Source organism: Streptomyces dangxiongensis, from assembly GCF_003675325.1.
Classification (GTDB): Bacteria; Actinomycetota; Actinomycetes; order Streptomycetales; family Streptomycetaceae; genus Streptomyces; species Streptomyces dangxiongensis.
In genome coordinates, this window is the sequence record NZ_CP033073.1 from 7,646,756 (window position 1) to 7,666,910 (window position 20,155).

General features: G+C 74.3%; 9 protein-coding genes and 1 pseudogene. 6 read left to right on the plus strand and 4 right to left on the minus strand.

The window, feature by feature from the left end; all coding sequences use genetic code 11:
- Positions 1 to 9 precede the first annotated feature (9 nt).
- Complete coding sequence (locus D9753_RS34470; protein ID WP_121790571.1) at positions 10 to 1,020, plus strand: NADP-dependent oxidoreductase; 1,011 nt, start codon at positions 10 to 12, stop codon at positions 1,018 to 1,020.
- A gap of 380 nt (positions 1,021 to 1,400) precedes the next feature.
- Here the strand turns inward: D9753_RS34470 and sbnB are convergent, their stop codons facing one another.
- The 4 genes from sbnB to D9753_RS34490 form a co-directional block, all read right to left on the minus strand.
- Positions 1,401 to 2,414 (minus strand): 2,3-diaminopropionate biosynthesis protein SbnB, encoded by a 1,014-nt coding sequence (gene sbnB / locus D9753_RS34475; protein ID WP_121790572.1) that lies wholly within the window; start codon positions 2,412 to 2,414, stop codon positions 1,401 to 1,403.
- Positions 2,408 to 3,427, minus strand: coding sequence for a 2,3-diaminopropionate biosynthesis protein SbnA (gene sbnA / locus D9753_RS34480; RefSeq protein WP_121790573.1), 1,020 nt, complete (start codon positions 3,425 to 3,427; stop codon positions 2,408 to 2,410). The genes sbnB and sbnA overlap by 7 nt, the downstream gene beginning before the upstream one ends.
- 157 nt (positions 3,428 to 3,584) lie before the next feature.
- On the minus strand, positions 3,585 to 4,868 hold the full coding sequence (locus D9753_RS34485) for an MFS transporter (RefSeq protein WP_121790574.1): 1,284 nt from the start codon (positions 4,866 to 4,868) through the stop codon (positions 3,585 to 3,587).
- Between the two features lie 33 nt (positions 4,869 to 4,901).
- Positions 4,902 to 5,120: an MbtH family protein gene (locus tag D9753_RS34490; RefSeq protein WP_121790575.1), complete on the minus strand. Its 219-nt coding sequence runs from the start codon at positions 5,118 to 5,120 to the stop codon at positions 4,902 to 4,904.
- Between the two features lie 274 nt (positions 5,121 to 5,394).
- Here D9753_RS34490 and D9753_RS34495 point away from each other — a divergent pair, with 274 nt between their 5' ends.
- From D9753_RS34495 to D9753_RS38440, 5 genes and pseudogenes are all read left to right on the plus strand, one after another.
- Entirely contained in the window at positions 5,395 to 6,345 is a 951-nt protein-coding gene (locus D9753_RS34495) for a TauD/TfdA family dioxygenase (RefSeq protein WP_121790576.1), read from the plus strand.
- Complete coding sequence (locus tag D9753_RS34500) at positions 6,332 to 12,799, plus strand: non-ribosomal peptide synthetase (protein WP_121790577.1); 6,468 nt, start codon at positions 6,332 to 6,334, stop codon at positions 12,797 to 12,799. Before D9753_RS34495 ends, D9753_RS34500 begins: the two co-directional genes overlap by 14 nt.
- Positions 12,796 to 18,114, plus strand: coding sequence for a non-ribosomal peptide synthetase (locus tag D9753_RS34505; RefSeq protein WP_240468366.1), 5,319 nt, complete (start codon positions 12,796 to 12,798; stop codon positions 18,112 to 18,114). Before D9753_RS34500 ends, D9753_RS34505 begins: the two co-directional genes overlap by 4 nt.
- Positions 18,015 to 18,251 (plus strand): annotated as a pseudogene (locus tag D9753_RS38820) (AMP-binding protein); the annotation flags it as partial. The gene D9753_RS34505 and the pseudogene D9753_RS38820, both read left to right, overlap by 100 nt.
- A 64-nt stretch (positions 18,252 to 18,315) precedes the next feature.
- A complete protein-coding gene (locus D9753_RS38440) occupies positions 18,316 to 20,025 on the plus strand; it encodes a thioesterase domain-containing protein (protein WP_240468367.1) in 1,710 nt (569 codons plus the stop codon).
- Positions 20,026 to 20,155: the final 130 nt, after the last annotated feature.

Here is a 20,155-nt window from a genome sequence, read left to right on the forward strand (position 1 = left end):
GAGAGAACGATGCCGACACACACGATGAGAGCGGTCCGACTCCATGAGTACGGCGGTCCAGAGGTACTGCGCTGCGAAGAGGTGCCGGTTCCGGAGCCGGGGCCGGGCGAGGTGCTGGTCAGCGTGCACGCGGCCGGCGTCAATCCGCCGGACCGGTACCTGCGCGGCGGGCTGACCAGGATGCCCGGGGAGACGGAATCGACGGTCGGCCTGCCGGTGATTCCGGGCACGGACGTCTCGGGCGTCGTCGAGGCCGTCGCCGGGGGCGCGGAGGGCTTCTCCGTCGGTGACGAGGTCTTCGGCCTGCTGCGCTTTCCCGGCTTCGACGGCAGGGCGTACGCAGAGTACGTGGCGGCGCCCGCGTCACACCTCGCACGCAAGCCGGCCGGCATCGATCACGTGCACGCCGCTGCGGCGCCCATGGCCGGGCTGACGGCGTGGCAGTTCCTGATCGAGACCGGACACGATCACCCCTCGCCCTTCCAGAAGGAACGGCATCGCCCGACGGCACTCGGCGCCGGCACGACGGTGCTCGTCAACGGCGCCGCGGGCGGCGTGGGCCACTTCGGGCTGCAGCTCGCGAAATGGAGGGGCGCACATGTCATCGCGGTGGCGTCCGGCGCGCACGAAGCGTTCCTGAGCGAACTCGGCGCCGACCGGTTCATCGACTACACCAAGAGTCGTCCCGAGGAACTCGTGCACGACGTCGACCTCGTTCTCGACACCGTCGGCGGTCCCGACAGCAAGCGCTTCTTGCGCACGCTCAAGCGCGGCGGCGCCCAGTTCCCCGTGCTGCCCGGGGACTTCGACGAAGAAGAGACGGCGAAGCTCGGCGTCACAGTCTCGAGCGCCCAGGTCCGCTCGAACGGCGCGCAACTCGCCGAACTGGGGCGCCTGCTCGAGGCGGGCACGGTCCGCGCCGCGATCGACAGCACGTTCGCCCTCGCGGACGCCCGAGCAGCGCACGAACGCGCCGCCCGAGGGCACGTCCAGGGCAAGATCGTGCTCACGGTCGCGTAGAGAGCGGATCGAGACGCTCCAGCGGTCGGCCGGCGTCCGTGTCCGCACCCACCGAGCATGCCGGCCGCGAACCCGCACCGGCCACGGCCTGTACGGACCACTCGCCCCTTGACTCCGGTGAGCCGTGCACCGTACGGGTGGTCGTCCGCGTCCCGGCCCAGGGAGCTACTGCCACAAGTCCGCGCCGCCGTCCCGCCCACTCGGATCCGTCGTCAGCAGGTCCTCGTGAAGATGCGACAGGCGCCGACCAGTAGAAGTCCCGTCCTCGCCGGACTCCATCACCAAGTTGAGGTGGACGGCCTTCTCCTGCCCGCTGCCCGGCACCGCCCCCGACGGGACGACGACGGCCGGCGCCGGGCGGACGGCCCGGCCGTCGCCGGTCAGCCGAACGCGGCGCCGGCGGGTTCCGGCAGGAAGTCCGGTGCCCAGGTGCCCAGCCCCAGGGGTTCGGCCCGGCGGCGGACGAGGTCGGCGAGGGCGAGGTCGAGGGTGCCCAGGCCGAACGGGGAGAAGACGGTGACGCGGTCCTCGCGACGTCGGAAGGGCTCTTCGGGGTTCAGAACGGAACCGATCGAGGTGTCGATGAAGTCCCGGTTGCCGCAGAGCTGTTCCGCCAGGTGCAGGGAGGTCGACTCGCGGCACACGTGGTCCGCGTCGTCGACCACGTTGACGACGGACAGGATGCTTTCCGGGGTCAGGTCGCGCAGCGACACGTGCAGGACCAGGGTGCCGGGCCGGCAGGCGTCGGTGGTCAGGTGCGGGGCGGCGGCGGTGGTCGCCAGGCAGACCAGCCGGTGGGCGGCGAGCGTCTCCTCGGCGCTCTGGGCGACCTCGGTCTTCAGCGCGGGCCAGCGGGCCCGGCAGCGGTCGGCGAAGGTCTCCGCCCGGGAGCGGTCGAGGTCGAACACGGTGACTGCGGCGAGGTCGGGCAGGACGGCCCGGAGGTAGGCCAGGATCTCGAAGCCGATCACGCCGCAGCCGATCAGGGAGACACCGGTCTCGGGGACGGACGAGCCCAGCGCCGCCGCTGCCAGGGCGGCGCTCGCCGCGGTACGGCGCGCCGAGATCACCGAGCCCTCCAGCAGGGCCTCCGGCTGCCCGGTGACCATGGAGTTGAGGATCACGGCGGCGGAGGCGCGCTCCAGGCCGCACGCGGTGTTGCCGGGGAAGGAGGCGATCCATTTGATGCCCGCCACCGGCTCGTCCTCGCCGAGGTAGGCGGGCAGTCCGATGATCCGGTTGCGCGGGTCGTCGGGAAAGCGGAGGAAGACCGAGTGCGGCAGGGCCGTCCGGCCCCGGTCGTGCAACCGGTACGCGCGGCGTACCGCCGCGACGACCTCGGTCTCGGCGCCGTCGAGGACCCGGTGGACGTCCCCGGATCCCAGGATCAGCATGATGCCACCTTCATCGCCGACTTCTTCTCCTTCCACAGGTGGGACACGTCGCCGAAGTGGCGGGCGACCCATTCGTCGTCATAGATCGTGTCGAGGTACCGCTCCCCGCGGTCGGGCAGGACGACCGCACAGCGCGCGCCCGCCGGGATGCGGTCGGCCATCTGGTCGACCGCCGCCACCAGGGCCCCGGAGGAGCCGCCCGCGAGGACCGCCTCCCGGGCGGCGAGCCGTCGGCAGCCGACCACACAGTCGAGGTCCGTCACGTGGACGACCTCGTCGGCGAGCCCGTCGCGGTAGAGCGCCGGCCGTACGGCCGCGCCGTGCCCCGGGATCAGCCGGGACGTCGGGACGCCGCCGAAGATGGCGCTCCCTATGGCGTCCACCGCGACCACGGTCACCGGCAGCCCCCGGTCGCGGACGTACTCCGCGCAGCCGCGCAGTGTGCCGCACGAACTCGTCGCGCAGAACAGGTAGTCGATCCCGCCCGGCGAAGCCTCCAGGATCTCGCGCATCGTCTGCCGGTGTGCCTGGGGGTTCAGCGGGTTGGCGTACTGGTTGGGCCAGTAGGCGCCGGGGGTGCGGGCGATCAGCGCGCGGATGCGGCGTATCCGGACGGGCAGGTACTCACCGGTCACCGGGTCGCACTCGCTCACCACCTCGACCTCCGCGCCGAGGGCCCGCATGACGGCGATGTTCTGCCGGTTGGTGCGGGGGTCCACCACGCAGATGAACCGGAGCCCGTAGTAGGCGCAGATCTGGGCGAGCCCGATGCCGAGGTTGCCGGAGCTCGACTCGACGACCACCGAGCGGCCGGGCACGAGGGTGCCGTTCCGAATCAGCTCGCGGAGCATCTCCAGGGCCGAACGGTCCTTCATGCTGCCGCCGGGGTTGAAGGCCTCCAGCTTGGCGTAGGTGGTGAAGTGCCGCCCCGGAGCGAGCTTGGCGAGTTCGACCAGCGGGGTGCCGCCGATCGTGCCGAGAACGCCGGCCGGTCCGTCGTCAGGTTCCGGCATGGTGGCCTCGCCCCGTCGGGTCGGGGCACGGCCCGAGCATGGTGCGGAACACGCTGGTTCCTCCTGTCAGCACTGAATCGAGGGTGTGTGCGGCGACCGCCGCCCGGCCGGGTGCGGCGGGGGGCCGGAGCCGGGGCCGGGCCGGGGGCCCGGCGGGTCACCGCGCCGGTGGGCCGGGGGTGGCGCGTACGGAGCGGGCGACCGAGGCGGCGCCGGCGATCAGCACCATCCATCCCGCCAGGGCCAGCGCGGCGGTCCGCGCGCCGGCCGAGTCGAGCAGCAGACCGCCGAGCAGCGAGCCGATCGGCAGCGCCCCGTTGGACAGCGTGCTCATCGCCGCGAGCACCCGGCCGCGCAACCGGTCCGGGGTGATGCTCAGTTGGTAGCTGCCGAGCGCCACGTTCCACAGCGGTCCGACGAACCACATCGCGGCGTAGGCGGCGGCGAGCGTGAACGGGTCGCGGCTGAGGGCGATCACGGCCATCAGCACCGCCCATGCCCAGTTCGCCCCGATCACCAGGGCGCCCAGTCCGACCCGGCGGGCGAACCACGGTGCCGCCAGCGAGCCGAGGACGCCCCCGGCCCCCGCGAAGCCGACCATCAGGCCCACCCCCGTAGAGGACGTGCCGACGTCGGTCGCCAGCACGACGGCGACCAGGAACAGCGCCCGGAACATCAGGTTGCTGCCGGCGACCAGCAGGGTGCTGGTGCGCAGGAAGGGCTGTCGCCACAGCCACCTCAGGCCCTCGCGGACCTGCTCGCCCATGCCGCCGGTGCGGTCGGACCGCTCGGCCTCGAACTCCTTCCGGATGAACAGCAGTCCGGTCAGCGAGACCAGGTAGGTCAGCGCGTCGGCCAGGAACGGGACGGCGCGGCCGAGACCGAACAGCGCACCGCCGAGCGGTGTCCCGAGCATCACGGCGGCCCGCCCCCGCGCCTCGTTGCGGGACAGGGCCAGCGAGAGCTGGACCGGCGGTACGACGTTCGGGACGGCCGCGTGCGCGGCGAGCCCGTGGAACACCGTGAGCGCCCCCTCGGCGAAGCCCACGGCCAGCACCAGCGGCAGACCCAGGACGTCGAGGGCGGACGCGACCGCGATGGTCGCCGCGCCGAGCGCGCGCAGCGCGTCGCACCAGATCATCAACCGCCGGCGCGGCCAGCGGTCCACCAGGGCACCGGCCGGCAGCGGGAGGAGCAGTGCGGGCAGCAACGCCACGAATCCGGCCAGCCCGGCGGCGAACGGCGAGCCGGTGATGGCCAGGACCAGCAGCGGGTAGGCGATCGTGGTCGCCGTCGAGCCGAGCAGGGAGACCGCTGAGCCGCCCCACAGCAGCAGGAAGTCGCGGTTGCGATGCAGCGGGACCACCGCGGTGGCGGTGGCCGCGTCCGGCGGATCCGGCGGACGCGCGTCCGCCTGGGCCCGCGTGTCGGGGCTCGTCATCTGTCACACTCCTCGTCCGGCCCGGGCCGGACGCTAGTCGCGCGCCGCCCGCTCCATCTGCCGGCGCAGGCTGAGCGGTCGCATGTCGGTCCAGACGGTGCCGATGTGGGCCAGGCATTCGGCCCGGGTGCCCTCGGTGCCCTCGGCGTGCCAGCCGAGCGGCAGTTCGCGGTCGGCGAGCCAGACGGAGTACTGCTCCTCGTCGTTGAGGACGACGCGGTACGTACGCTCGTCGATGTCTTCCTCGGCCACGGCGGGCCCTCCCTCGGGTGAACTGCCGCGTCACGAACGTCACGTGACCGGTGGCGGCGCCAGAGAGCCTGCCGCAACCGCCCGGTCCGGCTGCAGAGAAGGAGGCGCAGTCACCGCGACGCCAACGCTGCCGACGTGACTGCCGGTTGTTCTCTCGGAGCGGCGGCGGCCCGGCGGCGACGCTGAGGCGCATGACTGCGAACCCCTCCATCCGGATCGCGCCGGCCGACAGCGCGCCCGGGAGCGCGACGCAAGCTCCGCCCTCCCGCTGACGATGCCTGCCGAATCCCCCGGTACGCCCCTGTCCGAGTACCTGTCGGCCGCCCGACCGCTCGTCCGCGGCCGGCTGCTCGAACACGGCGCGGTGCTGCTGCGCGGCTTCGACGTCGGCGGCGTGGACGGCTTCGAGGCCGCGGTGCGGGCGGTGTCCGGCGCGCCGCTGCCCTACGCGGAGCGGTCCTCGCCGCGCAGCACCATCAAGGGGCAGGTGTACACCTCGACCGACTATCCGCCGAGCGAGGAGATCTTCCTCCACAACGAGAACTCCTACCAGGCGGACTGGCCGCTGTACCTGTTCTTCCACTGCGTGCAGCCGCCGGACACCCTGGGCGCCACGCCCCTCGCCGACACCCGCCGGGTGTACGAGGCGATCGACCCGGCCGTCCGGGAGGAGTTCGCCGCCCGGGGCTGGATGGTGGTGCGCAACTTCTCCGACGGCTTCGGCGTGCCGTGGCAGCAGGCCTTCAACACCGGCGACCGCGGCGAGGTCGAGGCGTACTGCGCCCGCAACGGCGTCGAGACCGAGTGGACCGCGGACGGCCTGCGGACCCGCGCGCGCCGCCGGGCGGTGCACCGCCACCCGGTGACCGGGGAGACGGTCTGGTTCAACCACCTCACCTTCTTCCACGTGACCACGCTGGCCGAGGAGGTGTGCGGCGCCCTGCGGGAGATGTACGACGACGCGCGGCTGCCGACCAACACCTACTACGGCGACGGCCGGCCGATCCCTGACGAGGTCGTCGCGCACCTGCGGGCCTGCTACCGCGCCGAGCAGCGGCGCTTCGACTGGCAGCGGGACGACGTGCTGATCGTGGACAACATGCTGTCGGCGCACGCCCGTGAACCGTTCACCGGGCCGCGCCGGATCGCCGTGGCGATGGCCGAGACCCACTCGGCAGCCGTGAGTTCCGCCTCGTCCGTGGAGGTGTCCGATGACCACCGGTGACAGCGGCCACCCGCTCTCGTTCGCCCAGGAACAGCTTTGGTTCCTGGACCAGCTCCGTTCCGGCGCCTCCACCGAGTACCTGATGTGCGAGGCGTTCCGGATCCGCGGCCCGCTCGACACGCAGGTGCTGGAGGCGGCGTTCACCGAGATCTCGGCGCGGCACGAGATTCTGCGGACCCGCTACGGCACCGCGGGAGGCGCCGGTGCGCAGTTCGTGGACGAGCCCGGTCCCGTCCGGCTCGCCCGGGTGGACCTGACCGGCGCGGCGCCCGCGGACCGCGAGCCGCACCTGCGCGAGCTGCACGCGGCCGAGCTGCGCACGCCGATCGACCTCCGCGAGCAGGCACCCTGGCGACTGACCCTGGTCCGGTTCGCCGAGGACGAGGCCGTCCTGCTGGTGACGGTCCACCACATCGCCTTCGACGGCTGGTCCTGGGGCGTCCTCGCCCGGGAGCTGCACGAACTCTGCACCGCGTTCGCGGCCGGCCGGCCGTCGCCGCTCGAACCGGTACCGGTGCAGTACGCGGACTTCGCGCAGTGGCAGCGCGACACCTGGGCGGCCACCCCCGGGCGGGCCGGGCAGCGGCGTGGCTACTGGCGGGAGCGGCTGGCGGGCCTGGAACCACTGGAGCTGCCCGCCGACCGCCGGCGCCCGGCGCACTGGGACCCGGCCGGGGACAGCGTCCCGTTCACGGTGCCGGCGGGGCTGGCCCAGCGGCTGGCCGTGCTCGGCCGGGACGCGGGTGCGACCCCGTTCATGGTGCACCTGGCCGCGTTCCAGTTGCTGCTCGCGCGCTGGTCCGGCCGGACCGACGTGGCGGTCGGCGTGTCGGTCTCGGACCGCAACGAGGTCGAGCTGGAGCCGCTGATCGGCATGTTCCTCAACACCGTGGTGCTGCGGACCGACCTGTCCGGCCGGCGCTCGTTCCTCGACCTCCTGGCGCTCGTCCGGGAGACCACCCTGGACGCCTACGAACACCAGGACGTGCCGTTCGGCTGGGTGGTCGCCGACCTCGCGCCCGAGCGGGACCCTTCCCGCAACCCGGTCTTCCAGGTCGGCTTCGCGCTGCACAACGCCGAGCGCCGCCCGCTGCGGCTGCCCGGACTCGACGTCGCGAAGGTCGAGTCGGCCACCGAACACTCCGCCTTCGACCTGTCGCTGCACCTTTCCGAACTCCCTGACGGCTCGATGGCGGCCCAACTGATCTTCCCCACCGCGCTGTTCGACCGCGCGCGGGTCGAGCGGATGGCGGCGAGCCTGCTGCGGCTGCTCACGAGCATCGCCGAGCACCCGGACACCGCCGTGCACGCGCTGGAGACCGTCCCCGACGCGGAGCGGGCGGCCTTCGCGCGCTGGAACCGCACCGAGACGCAGCGCCCGCGGCAGTCGCTCGCCGAACTGTTCTTCGCCCAGGCCCTGGCCACCCCGGACGCGGTGGCCGTGGTGTCCGGCGCGCGGGAGACCGGCTACGCCGACCTCGCCGACCGGGTGCGGCGTCTCGCCGGGCTGCTGCGTTCGCGCGGCGTCGGCCCGGAGAGCCCGGTGGGCGTCGCGCTGCACCGCGGCACCGACCTGGTCGCCACCGTCCTCGCGGTGCTCACCGCGGGCGGGGTGTACGTGCCGCTGGCCCCGGAACACCCGACGGAGCGGCTGGCCCACCTGGTCGCCGACGCGGAAGTGGCCCTGCTGGTCACCGAGGAGGCGCTTCACGGGCGGCTGCCGGCCCATCCGAACACCCTCGTCCTCGACGCCGTCCGGCCGGAGGAGTACGAGGGGGCGCCGGCCCTCGAACCGGTGGGCGCGGTCGGTACGGAGGCCACGTACGTGATGTACACCTCCGGTTCGACGGGCTCGCCCAAGGGCGTCGTCGTACCGGAAGCCGCGATCCGCAACCGCGTGCTCTGGCCGGTGGAGCGCTTCGGCCTGGGCCCCGGCGACCGGGTGCTGCAGAAGACCACCATCGGTTTCGACGCCGCCCTGTGGGAGTTCCTCTCCCCGCTGATGTGCGGCGCCACAGTGGTGACAGGCCCGCGGGACGCCCACCGCGACCCGGCGGTGATGGTCCGCGCCGTGGCGGACCACCGGGTCACCGTGCTGCAGGGCGTGCCCTCGATGCTGCGCCTGCTGCTGGACGAGCCGGCCCTGGCCGACTGCGCCTCGCTGCGCCTCGTCTGCTCGGCGGGCGAGCCGCTGCCCGCCGAACTGTCCGCCCGACTGCGCCGCACGCTCGACGCCGAGGTGGTCAACACCTACGGCCCCACCGAGTGCGCCGTGGACGCCACCGCCTGGCGCTTCGACGAGGACGAGCCCGGCGACCTGGTACCGATCGGCCTGCCGCTGCCCAACGTACGCACCTACGTGGTGGACGCCGAGGACCGGCAGGTGCCCGTCGGGGTGACCGGTGAGCTGTACGTCGGCGGCATCGGGCTCGCCCGCGGGTACGCCGGCCGGGGCGACCTCACCGCGGACCGGTTCGTCCCCGACCCGGACGCGACCGTGCCCGGCGCGCGCCGCTACCGCACCGGAGACCTGGTGCGGCGCCGCGCGGACGGCGCGCTGGAGTACGTCGGACGCGTCGACGACCAGGTCAAGATCGGCGGAGTGCGGATCGAGCCCGGCGAGATCGAGGTCCTGCTGGCGGCCCACCCGTCGGTGGCCGCCGCCGTGGTGGCCGCGCACCGGTCCGACGCCGGCGACGCGCGGCTGACCGCGTACGCGGTGCCCGTCGCGGGCGAGCGGATCGATCCGGAGGCGCTGCGCGTCCACCTGGCTGCCACGCTGCCGGAGGCGATGCTGCCGTCCGCCTTCGTCCAGCTCGCCGAGCTGCCGCTGACACCGAACGGAAAGGTGGACCGCCGCCGGCTGCCGGACGCCGCCGGACCCGAGCGGCCCGCCGCGGCCGTTCCGGAGGCCCCGCGCACCGACGCCGAGCGGACCGTCGCCGAGCTGATGGCCGACGTCCTCGGCGTCGAACAGGTGGGCGTGGAGGACGACTTCTTCCTGCTCGGCGGCTACTCCCTGCTCGCGATCAAGCTCGTGCTGCGGCTGCGGCGCGCCTTCGGTGTCGAACTGACCGTCGGCGAGCTGTTCCACGCGCGGACCGTCGCCGCGCTGGCCGCCCGGGTCACCGAGGCCGGCGCCGGCTCGGAACCCGCCCCGGACACCGATCCGGACGCCGTCCGGCCCGCGGGCCGGGACCGCCCGCTGCCGCTCTCCTTCGGCCAGCAGCGGATGTGGTTCCTCGACCAGTTGGAGCCCGGTACCCACGAGTACGTCGTACCGCTGGCGCTGCGGCTGGCCGGACCGCTCGACACCGTGGCGCTGCGCCACGCGCTGGACGCGCTGTCCGAACGGCACGAGGTACTGCGGACCAGGTACCGCTCCGAGGGCGGCGAGCCCGTCCAGGTCGTCGACCCGGCCGGCCCGGTGGCCTTCACCCTGACCGACCTGGCGGGCGCCCCCGACGCCGAGACCCGGGCCCGGGGCCTGGTCGAGGAGCTGGCCCGCCGGCCGTTCGACCTCGCGGACGGCCATCCGCTGCGGGCCACCCTGATCCGCACCGCCCCCGAGGACCACCTCCTCGTCCTGACCCTGCACCACATCGCCTTCGACGCCTGGTCGACCAACGTCTACCTGCGCGACCTGGACCTCTCCTACCGGGCCTTCGCCGCGGGCGAGCCGTCGCCGCACGCCCCGCAGCCGGTCCACTACGCGGACTTCGCGGTGTGGCAGCGCGAGCAGCAGCGGGCCGGCCGGCTGGACCACCAGCTCGCCTACTGGCGCGACCGCCTGGACGGCCTCACCCCCGTCGAGCTGCCCACCGACCGGGTCCGCTCGGCGGTCCGCGACGCCCGCGGCGGCAACGTCGTCGTCGAGGTGGCGCCGGAGATCGGCCGGGCCGTCACCGAACTGGCCGGCCGGCACGGCGCGACCCCGTTCATGGTGATGCTCGCCGCGTTCCAGGTGCTGCTGCGGCGCTGGACCGGCCGCGACGACCTCGCGGTGGGGACCCCGGTCGCCGGGCGCACCCGCCAGGAGACGGAGGACATGGTCGGGTTCTTCACCAACAACCTCGTGATCCGCAGCGACCTCGGCGGCAACCCGGCCTTCACGGAGCTGCTGCAACAGGTCCGCGGCACGGTGCTCGACGCCTTCGCCCACCAGGACGTGCCGTTCGAGCACCTCGTCGACGCGCTGCGGCCGGAGCGGGACCTGTCCCGCAACCCGCTGTTCCAGATCATGTTCGAGCACCAGCACCTGGCAGGCGTCCCCGACCGGCTCGGCGCGGTCGCCGTGGAGCCGGTCCGCGCCGGACTGGAGATCGCCAAGTTCGACCTCACCGTGACCGTCAAGGAGCGCGGCGGGCGCATGTACTGCTGGTTCGAGTACGCGACCGCGCTCTTCGACCGGGAGACCGTCGAGCGGTTGGCGGGCCACTACCTGACCCTGATCGGCAGCGTCACGGCCGCACCCGGCGCGCGGATCAGCGAACTGGACATGCTCACCGAGGACGAGCGGCACCGCGCCCTCACCGCCTGGGCCGACCCGCAGTCCGGGCGGACCGCCCTGCTGGACCCGGTCGAGGAACACGGGCTGTGCGTGCCGGAACTCTTCGCCCGGCAGGTCCGGCGGGCCCCGGACGCCATCGCCGTGATCTTCGGCGACCAGCAGGTCAGCTACGCAGAACTCGACGCGCGCGCCGACCGGTTCGCCGCCCGCCTGCGCTCCCTCGGCGTCACCGCCGAGACAGTCGTCGGCTCCTGCCTGGAACGCGGCGTGGAGGCGGTGGTGGTGCTGCTCGCCGTGCTGAAGGCCGGCGGCGTGTACGTGCCGTTCGACCCGCAGCACCCCGCGGAGCGGCTGGACCTCATGCTCACCGACGCCGGCCCGGAACTCGTCGTCACCACCCGCGCGTTCACCGGCCGGCTGACCGGCGCCCACCGGATCGTCCTGGCCGACGCCGACGCCGACGCCTACGCCGACGCCCGGGACGAACCCGGCACCGCACCCGGCGGCCCGGAACCCGTCCCGCCCCGGCCGGAGAACCTCGCCTACGTCATCTACACCTCCGGCTCGACCGGCCGCCCCAAGGGCGTCATGATCGAGCACCGCTCGTACGCCCACCACTGCCGGGTGATCGCCGACGCGTACGGGATCGTCCCCGGCGAACGGGTGGCACTGCTGTCCGCACTCACCTTCGACGTGGCGATGGACCAGATCGCGGCGACCCTGGTGGCCGGCGCCACCGTCGTGGTCGCCGACCCGGTGTTCTGGACCCCGGCCGAACTGCCCGCCCGGCTCGCCGAGCACGGCGTCACCGTCCTGGAGATCACCCCCTCCTACTACCGGGCCGTCCTGGAGTCGCCCGACCTGCACCTGCTGCACTCGCTGAAGCTGATGAACGTCGGCAGCGACGTGGTCACCGGCCTGGACGCGCGGCGCTGGGCGGAGACCGGCCTGCCCGCCCGCTTCCTGTGCAACTACGGGCCGACCGAGGCCACCGTCACCTGCCTGCTGCACCCCGTCCCGCAGGCACCCGCGGAGGGGGACGCGGACGGCGCCCTGCCGCTCGGCCGGCCCGTACCCGGCACCCGGGCCCACATCCTGGACGCGGACCTGCGGCCCGTCCCGGTCGGCGTGCCCGGCGAGCTGTACCTCGGCGGCGTCCGGCTGGCCCGCGGCTACCACCGCCGGCCGGACCTCACCGCCGAGCGGTTCGTCCCCGACCCCTTCGCCGCCGAGCCCGGCCGGCGCCTGTACCGCACCGGCGACCTGGCCCGCCACCGGCCGGACGGCACCATCGAGTTCCTCGGCCGGATCGACCACCAGGTCAAGGTCCGCGGCCTGCGCATCGAACTCGGCGAGATCGAGGCGGCCCTCGCCCGGCACCCCGCCCTCCAGGAGGCGGTGGTCACCGCCCCGCAGACGGCCCCCGGCGAACGCCGGCTCGCCGCCTACCTGGTGGCGCGTCCCGGCAGCCCCATGCCCGACGTGGCCGAACTGCGCGGACACCTTCGCGCCCTCCTGCCCGAGTACATGATCCCCTCGGCGTGGGTGCCGCTCGACGCGTTCCCGCTGACGGCCAGCAAGAAGATCGACCGCAAGGCCCTGCCGGACGCCTCGACCGCCCTGGCCGGCGGCGCCCGCGACCACGTGGCCCCGCGCGACCCCGCCGAGGAGGCCGTCGCCGCGATCTGGTCCGAGGTTCTGGGCGTGGAGCGGATCGGCGTCCAGGACGACTTCTTCGCCCTGGGCGGGCACTCGCTGCTGGCCACCCGGGTGCTGGCCCGGCTCCGCGAGACGTTCGCCGTCGAGCTGCCGCTGCGCCTGCTGTTCGAGGCCACCACCGTGGCCCGGCTCTCCGAGGCGGTGTCCGAGGCCGTGGAGGCCGAGATCACCGCGCTCACCGACCACGAAGTGGCGGGTCTGCTCGCCGAGGAAGGCCTCCGATGACCGACACCAGGGACCGTGCGCAAATGCGGCAGGAGCTGCTTCGCCGGCGCCTCGCCGGGCGGGTGGCCCCCGCCCCGGCGCAGGGCATCGCCCGCGCGCCGCGCGGCGGCCCGCTCCCGCTCTCCTTCGCCCAGCGCCGCCTGTGGATCCTCGACCGGCTCCAGCCCGGCGGCACCGAGTACCTGATGACCGCGGCGCTGCGGCTGCGCGGCCCCCTCGACCGGGCCGCGCTGCGCACCGCGCTGGACGGAATCCTCCACCGGCACGAGGTGCTGCGCACCCGCTACCCGGTCGTCGACGGCGAACCCGTGCAGGTCGTCGACGGGCCGGGGAGCGTCCCCCTCGACGAGGAGGACCTCGGCACACTCGACCGGGCGACCGCGGATGCCCGGATCGCCGCCCTGGCCACCGGCGCGCGCCGGCCGGTCGACCTCGCCGAGGGCCCGGTGTTCTCCGCCGTGCTGGCCCGGCTGTCACCGGAGGAACACGTCGTCCTGCTGACCGTCCACCACATCGCCTGCGACGGACGGTCCGAGGACATCCTGGTCCGCGAGCTCGCGGAGCACTACGAGGACGCGGTCGCCGGGCGGGCGACCCGCTCACCAAAACCGCCGGTGCAGTACGCCGACTTCGCGCTGTGGCAGCGCGAACGGCTCTCCGGTGCGGCGCTGAGCCGCCAACTCGACCACTGGTGCGAGCGGCTGGCCGGGCTGCCACCCCTGGAGCTGCCCACCGACCGGCCCCGCCCCGCCGTGCGTGACTCGGCGGGCCGGCTGGCGCCGCTCGCCGTGCCGACCGGCACCGCCCGCCGGCTGACGGCGCTCGCCCGGCAGCACGGCGCCACCCCGTTCATGGCCCTGCTGGCCGCGCAAGCCGTCCTGCTCGGCCGCTGGAGCGGGCAGCGCGACGTGGCCGTGGGCTTCCCGGTGGCCGGCCGGGACCGGGCGCAGCTCCAGGACATGGTCGGCCTCTTCCTCAACACGCTGGTGCTGCGGGTCGACCTGTCCGGGGCGCCGTCGTTCGCGGACCTGCTGCGGCAGGTCCGCGAGAGCGCGCTCGACGCCTACGCCCACCAGGAGACGCCCTTCGAGCGGTTGGTCGAGGCGCTGGCACCGGAGCGGGACCCGTCCCGCACACCGCTGTTCTCCTCCATGCTGCTGTGGCAGGACGCGGCCGGCTCGCCGGAGCCGGCGGCGATGGGCGCCCTGACGGCCGAGCGGCTGCCGGTCGGTGAGAGCACCGCGAAGTTCGACCTCACCGTGGGCCTCGCCGAGCAGCCGGACGGCTCGCTGGCCGGCGGCGTCAACTACGCCTCGGCGTTGTTCGACCGGGCGACGGCCGAGCGGTTCGCCGCCCAGTTCGCCCGCCTGCTGGAGAGTGCGGCCGCCTCGCCCGACACCCCGGTGGACGAGCTGGAGATCCTGCCCGCGGCGGAGCGCGACCGCCAGCTCATCGGCTGGAACGCGACCGGCCGGCGCTACCCGGCCGGCACCCTCCCGAAGCTGTTCGAGACCCAAGCAGCCCGCACCCCCGACGCCGAAGCGGTCCGATACGAGGGCGTCGGTCTCAGCTACCGGGAGCTGGCCGAACGGGCCGACCTGCTCGCCCACCACCTGCGGACCCTCGGCGTCGGACCCGAGTCCGTGGTCGGCGTCTGCCTGCACAGGGGCACCGACCTCGTGGTGGCGCTGCTGGCGGTGCTCAGGGCCGGCGGCGCCTACCTGCCGCTCGACCCGGACTACCCGGCCGACCGGCTCGCCTTCATGCTGGCGGACTCCGGCGCCCGCGCCGTGATCACCGACCCCGGGCTCGCCCCCCTGGTGCGCGACCGCACACCGCACCTGGTCGACATCACCGGCGAGATCCCCCGCGGCCGGCCCGACGACCCGCTCGTAGCGGCGGCCCCCGAACACCCGGCGTACCTGATCTACACATCGGGCTCCACCGGCCGCCCCAAGGGCGTGCTGATCGAGCACCGGGCCATCGTCAACCGGCTGCACTGGATGCAGGAGGCCTACGGGCTCGACGCCGACGACCGGGTGCTGCAGAAGACGCCCTACAGCTTCGACGTCTCGGTGTGGGAGTTCTTCTGGCCGCTGATCACCGGCGCGACACTGGTGCTCGCCCGCCCCGGCGGCCACCGCGACCCGGCCTACCTGGCCGGGCTGATCGGCACCGAGGCGATCACCACCGTCCACTTCGTGCCGTCGATGCTGCGGGCCTTCCTCGCCGAGCCGCTGCCCGCCCTGCCCTCGCTGCGCCGCATGATGTGCAGCGGCGAGGCGCTGCCCGCCGACCTGGTCACCGCCGTGCACGAGCGGATCGGCTGCGAGCTGCACAACCTGTACGGGCCGACCGAGGCCGCGGTGGACGTCACCGCGACCCGGTGCGAGCCGGGCCTGCCCGTCACCATCGGCCGCCCGATCGCCAACACCCGCACCTACATCCTGGACGCCTCCCAGCGGCCGGTGCCGATCGGCGTGCCCGGCGAACTCCTGCTCGGCGGCGTCCAGCTCGCCCGCGGCTACCTGAACCAGCCGCTGCTCACCGCCGACCGCTTCGTGCCCGACCCCTTCGCCACCGAGCCCGGCGGGCGGCTGTACCGCACCGGCGACCTGGCCCGGTACCGCGCCGACGGCGCGATCGAGTACCTCGGCCGGCTCGACCACCAGGTGAAGCTCCGCGGCCAACGGGTCGAACTCGGCGAGATCGAGGCGGTGCTGGCTCAGGCCCCCGGCGTCGCGGCCGCGGCCGTCGCCGTGCACGACGACCAGCTCGTGGGGTACCTGGTGCCGCCCACGGCCGACGTCGAGGCGGCCCGCGAGCACCTGCGCGGGCGGCTGCCCGAGCACATGCGGCCCGTGCACTGGACCCGGCTGGAGACGCTGCCCCTGACACCCAGCGGCAAGACCGACCGCAAGGCGCTGCCCGCGCCCGACCGGGCACGCTCCGACCTGGTCGGCGCGTTCGTCGCCCCGCGCACGGCGATCGAGCGGACCCTCGCGGACACCTTCGCCACGGCCCTCGGCGTCGACAAGGTCGGGGTGCACGACGGCTTCTTCCAGCTCGGCGGCGACTCCATGCGCGCCATCCGGGCCGTCGGGGCACTGCGCGACCAGGGGCTGGCCGTCTCCGTGCAGGACGTCCTGGCCCGGCAGACCGTCGCCGAACTGGCCCCGGTGGCCGCCGCCCGGCCGGCGGCCGAGCCGCAGGAGACCGCCCTGGTCCGCCCGTTCGAGCTGCTGGCCCCGGGCGACCGGGACCGGCTCCCCGAGGGGCTGGTGGACGCCTACCCCATGGGCCAGGTCCAGGTGGGCATGGTCTACGAGATGCTCGCCGACCCCGAGCGCAACACCTACCAGAACGTCAGCACCTTCCAGATCGTGGACGACGGCCCGTTCTCCGCCGAGGCCCTCACCGGCGCGGTACGCCTGCTGATCGAACGGCACGAGATCCTGCGCACCTCCTTCGACCTCTCCGGGTACTCCGAACCGCTCCAGTTCGTGCACCCCGCGGACGGCCTGGAGGTGGAACTCGGCGTCACCGACCTGCGCGGCCTGCCGCCCGAGGAGCAGCAGACGCGGGTGCGGGACTTCCGCGCCGAGGCCCAGCGCACCCCGTTCGACGTCGGCCGCGCCCCGCTGCTGCGCTACCACGCCCACCTGACCGGCGACCGGGAGTGGCTGCTGACGCACGTCGAGTGCCACGCCATCCTGGACGGCTGGAGCCACCACTCGGTCATCGGCGAACTGCGAGCGGCCTACCGCGAGCTGTCCCGGGGCACCGCGACCCCGTCCGCGGCCCCGCCGCGGGTCCGCTACGCCGACTTCGTCCACCTGGAGAAGCGAGCCCTGGCCTCACCGGCGGACCGGGAGTTCTGGCGGGAGCGGATCACCGGCCACGAGCGGCTCCGGCTGCCCGCCGACTGCGCCTCGGCCGGGGCGGACGTGCCGGCCCCCGAGGTGCGGCTGCCCTGGGCGGACCTGGAGCCGCGGCTGCGCCGGCTCGCCGCCGACACGCAGACCTCGCTCAAGAGCGTCCTGTACACCGCCCACCTGAAGGTACTCGGCCTGATCAGCGGCCAGCACCGGTTCTTCGCCGGCGCCGTCACCAACGGCCGCCCCGAACTGCCGGGCGGCGACCGGGTGCGCGGCATGTACCTCAACACGGTGCCGTTCGCCGTCGACCTGCGGGCGCCGAGCTGGCGCGAGCTGGTGCGGTCGGTGTTCGCCGAGGAACTGGCCCTGTGGCCGCACAGGCGCTACCCGCTGCCCGCGATGCAGCGCGCATGGGGCGACGGCGAACCGCTCGTCGAGGTGGTCTTCGCCTACCTGGACTTCCACGTGCTCGACGAGCAGCGCGCGGACATCGGCACGGTCGACGACCACAGCCCGAACGAGTTCACCTTCGACGTGTGGACCTTCCCCGGCGAACTGCGGATGACCTGCCGGCCCGGCTGGGCCGACCGGCAGCGGCTCGCGGCGATCGGCGAGGCCTTCCTCGGCGTCCTCACCGCGATGGCCGACGACGCCGACGCGGACCCGCGCAGCTTCCGCGCGCCCGGCCTGGAGCAGGCGGGCGGAACCCCCGCCGTCACCCGGCCGCTGCCCGAGGTCTGCGTGCCCGAGCTGATCGCCGCCCGCGGCCGCCCCGAGGCGACCGCACTGGAGGACGGGCAGCGGCGCCTGACCTACCGGGAACTCGACGCCCGTTCCAACCAGCTAGCCCACCTGCTGCGCGGGCTCGGCGTCGGCCCGGAGAAGCCGGTCGCGCTCTGCCTGGACCGCGGCATCGAGGCGGTGCTGGCCATGCTCGCCGTCCTCAAGGCCGGCGGCTACTACGTGCCCCTCGACCCCGCCTACCCGGACGCGCGCATCGGCTACGTCCTCGACGACGTCCGGGCCGAGGTGGTCCTCTGCCGCCCGCAGGACACCACCCGCCTGGCCGGGTTCGCCGGCATCCGCGGCATCCCCCTGGACGCCGGATCGGCCGTCCTGGACGGGCTGCCCGAGACCCCCGTCGAGGCGGGCACGCACCCCGACAACCTGGCGTACGTCACCTACACCTCGGGCTCCACCGGCCGGCCCAAAGGCGTCCAGGTCACGCACCGAGGGATCGTCCGGCTGGTGCACGACCCGAACTACGCCGACCTCGACCCGGACCAGGTGCTGCTGCTGCACGCGCCGCTCGCCTTCGACGCGTCCACGCTGGAGGTGTGGGGGGCGCGCTGGCCAACGGCGCCCGGCTCGCCGTCTGCCCGCCCGGGGCGACCACGGCCGACGAACTGGCCGAGGTGGTCCACCGGCACGGAGTGACGATGCTCTGGCTCACCGCCGGCCTGTTCCAGCACATGGTGGAGACCCGCCCGGAGCTCCTGGCCGACGTACGGCAGGTGCTCGCCGGCGGCGACGCGCTCTCGCCCGCGCACGTGCGCACCGCCCTGGCGCACGGCGTGGCGCTGACCAACGGCTACGGCCCCACGGAGTGCACCACCTTCAGCACCGCGCTGCGCGGGGGTGACCGAGGCCGACGCCGACCGCGGCGTGCCGATCGGCACGCCGATCACCGACACCCGGGTGCTGGTGGTCGACGAGGACCTCGGCCCGGTGCCGTTCGGGGTGCCCGGCGAACTCCTGGTCGGCGGCCCCGGACTCGCCCGCGGCTACCTGGGCCGCCCCGATCTGACCGCGGACCGCTTCGTGCCGGATCCCTCCGGGACCGTCCCCGGGGCGCGCCTGTACCGCACCGGGGACATCATCCGCCGCGCCCCCGACGGGACGCTGTCCTTCATCGGCCGGCGCGACGGCCAGGTCAAGATCCGCGGCCACCGGGTCGAGCTCGCCGAGGTCGAGGCCGCGCTCGGCGGCCTCCCGTCCGTCCGGGCGGCGGCGGCCGGCGTGCACCCCGGGCCGGACGGCCACAAGCGGCTGGCCGGCTATGTCGTCCTCGAACCCGGGCACGGTCCGCTGGACGTCGCGGCGCTGCGCGAGCAGCTCCGGCGGCGGGTGCCCGACCACCTGGTGCCCGGTGCCTGGGTGGAGCTGCCCGCCCTTCCGCTCACCGCCAACGGGAAGATCGACCGCGCCGCGCTGCCCGAGCCCGCCGGGCCGGCCGTGACATCGGCCTTCACCGCCCCGCGCACGCCCGCCGAGCGGGCCGTGGCCGAGGTCTGGGCCGAGGTGCTCGGTGTGGAGCGGGTCGGTGTCGACGACGACTTCCACGTCCTCGGCGGGCACTCGCTGGCCGTGCTGCGGATCACCGCCCTGCTGCGCGAGCGGCACGGCATCGAGCTGACCGTCCGTTCGTTCCTGGAGCACCCCACCGTGGCCGGGCTCGCCGGGCTCGCCGGGGCCGCCGAGGCCGGCGCACCGGCGGCCGAGTCGCTGGTCTGGCTGCGGCGCGAGGGCACCCGGCCGCCGCTGTTCTGCGTGCACCCCGGCGGCGGCAGTGCCCACTGGTACCGCCCACTGGTGAAGTACCTCCACCCCGACCAGCCGGTCGCGGCCTTCGCCTGGCCCGGCCTGCAGGCCGAGCACGGCCCCGTCCCCTCGACGGAGCGGATGGCGGAGCGCTACCTGGCCGAGCTGCGGGCCGAGGCACCGCACGGCCCGTACCGGCTGTTCGGCTGGTGCGGCGGCAGCGGCATCGCCAGCGAGCTGGCGCACCGGCTCACCGCCGAGGGCGAGGAGGTCACCTTCATCCTGCTCGACCCCGGGCTGGACAACCACGAGCGGCACGAACTGTGGCAGGAGTTCCGGCTGATCGAGAGCTGCGTGGCGAAACTGGAGGAGCTGGCCGCCGCGCCGCCCGGGCAGGACACCTCGGTGCTCCGGACGGAGGCCCTGGCGCTGCTCGAACACCTGGTGGACGACGTCGACCCCGAGGTGGGGATCGTGCTGCCGGAGCACGGCGCCGGTGAGGTCTGGCTGCCCTCCGCGAAGATGTGGCGGGAGGTCATGGAGCTGTGCCTGACCTACCGGCACCGTCCGTACCCGGGCCGGCTGCACCTGATCGCCAGTGACGAACTGGCGGACGGCAAGCACGAGGTGGCCTCCGGGCAGTCGTTCCCCGACTACCTCGCCCGCTGGCGCGAGCTGACCGGGGACGTCACGCTGCACCGGATCACCGGTGACCACTTCGGTGTGATGAAGCCGCCGCACCTCGGCCGGCTCGCCGAGGCCGTCACCGGCATCCTCGGCGGCGGGAGCGAGCAGGGCACCGGCTGACACCGGCGGGCGGGACGACCGGGAGGGCGGGGGCGCACGGAGCGCCCCCGCCCTCTTGGCATCCGCGGACCCGGCCGCCCCCGGCGTTGCCGTGCCTGGCGGGTGGCCCCGTCTCAGCGGATGGGCGGTG

Excerpts from the sequence above, each read along its gene's own strand:
- D9753_RS34470 (WP_121790571.1), top strand. The coding sequence starts at position 10 with ATGCCGACACACACGATGAGAGCGGTCCGACTCCATGAGTACGGCGGT.
- sbnB (WP_121790572.1), bottom strand. The coding sequence starts at position 2,414 with ATGCTGATCCTGGGATCCGGGGACGTCCACCGGGTCCTCGACGGCGCC.
- sbnA (WP_121790573.1), bottom strand. The coding sequence starts at position 3,427 with ATGCCGGAACCTGACGACGGACCGGCCGGCGTTCTCGGCACGATCGGC.
- D9753_RS34485 (WP_121790574.1), bottom strand. The coding sequence starts at position 4,868 with ATGACGAGCCCCGACACGCGGGCCCAGGCGGACGCGCGTCCGCCGGAT.
- D9753_RS34495 (WP_121790576.1), top strand. The coding sequence starts at position 5,395 with ATGCCTGCCGAATCCCCCGGTACGCCCCTGTCCGAGTACCTGTCGGCC.
- D9753_RS34500 (WP_121790577.1), top strand. The coding sequence starts at position 6,332 with ATGACCACCGGTGACAGCGGCCACCCGCTCTCGTTCGCCCAGGAACAG.
- D9753_RS34505 (WP_240468366.1), top strand. The coding sequence starts at position 12,796 with ATGACCGACACCAGGGACCGTGCGCAAATGCGGCAGGAGCTGCTTCGC.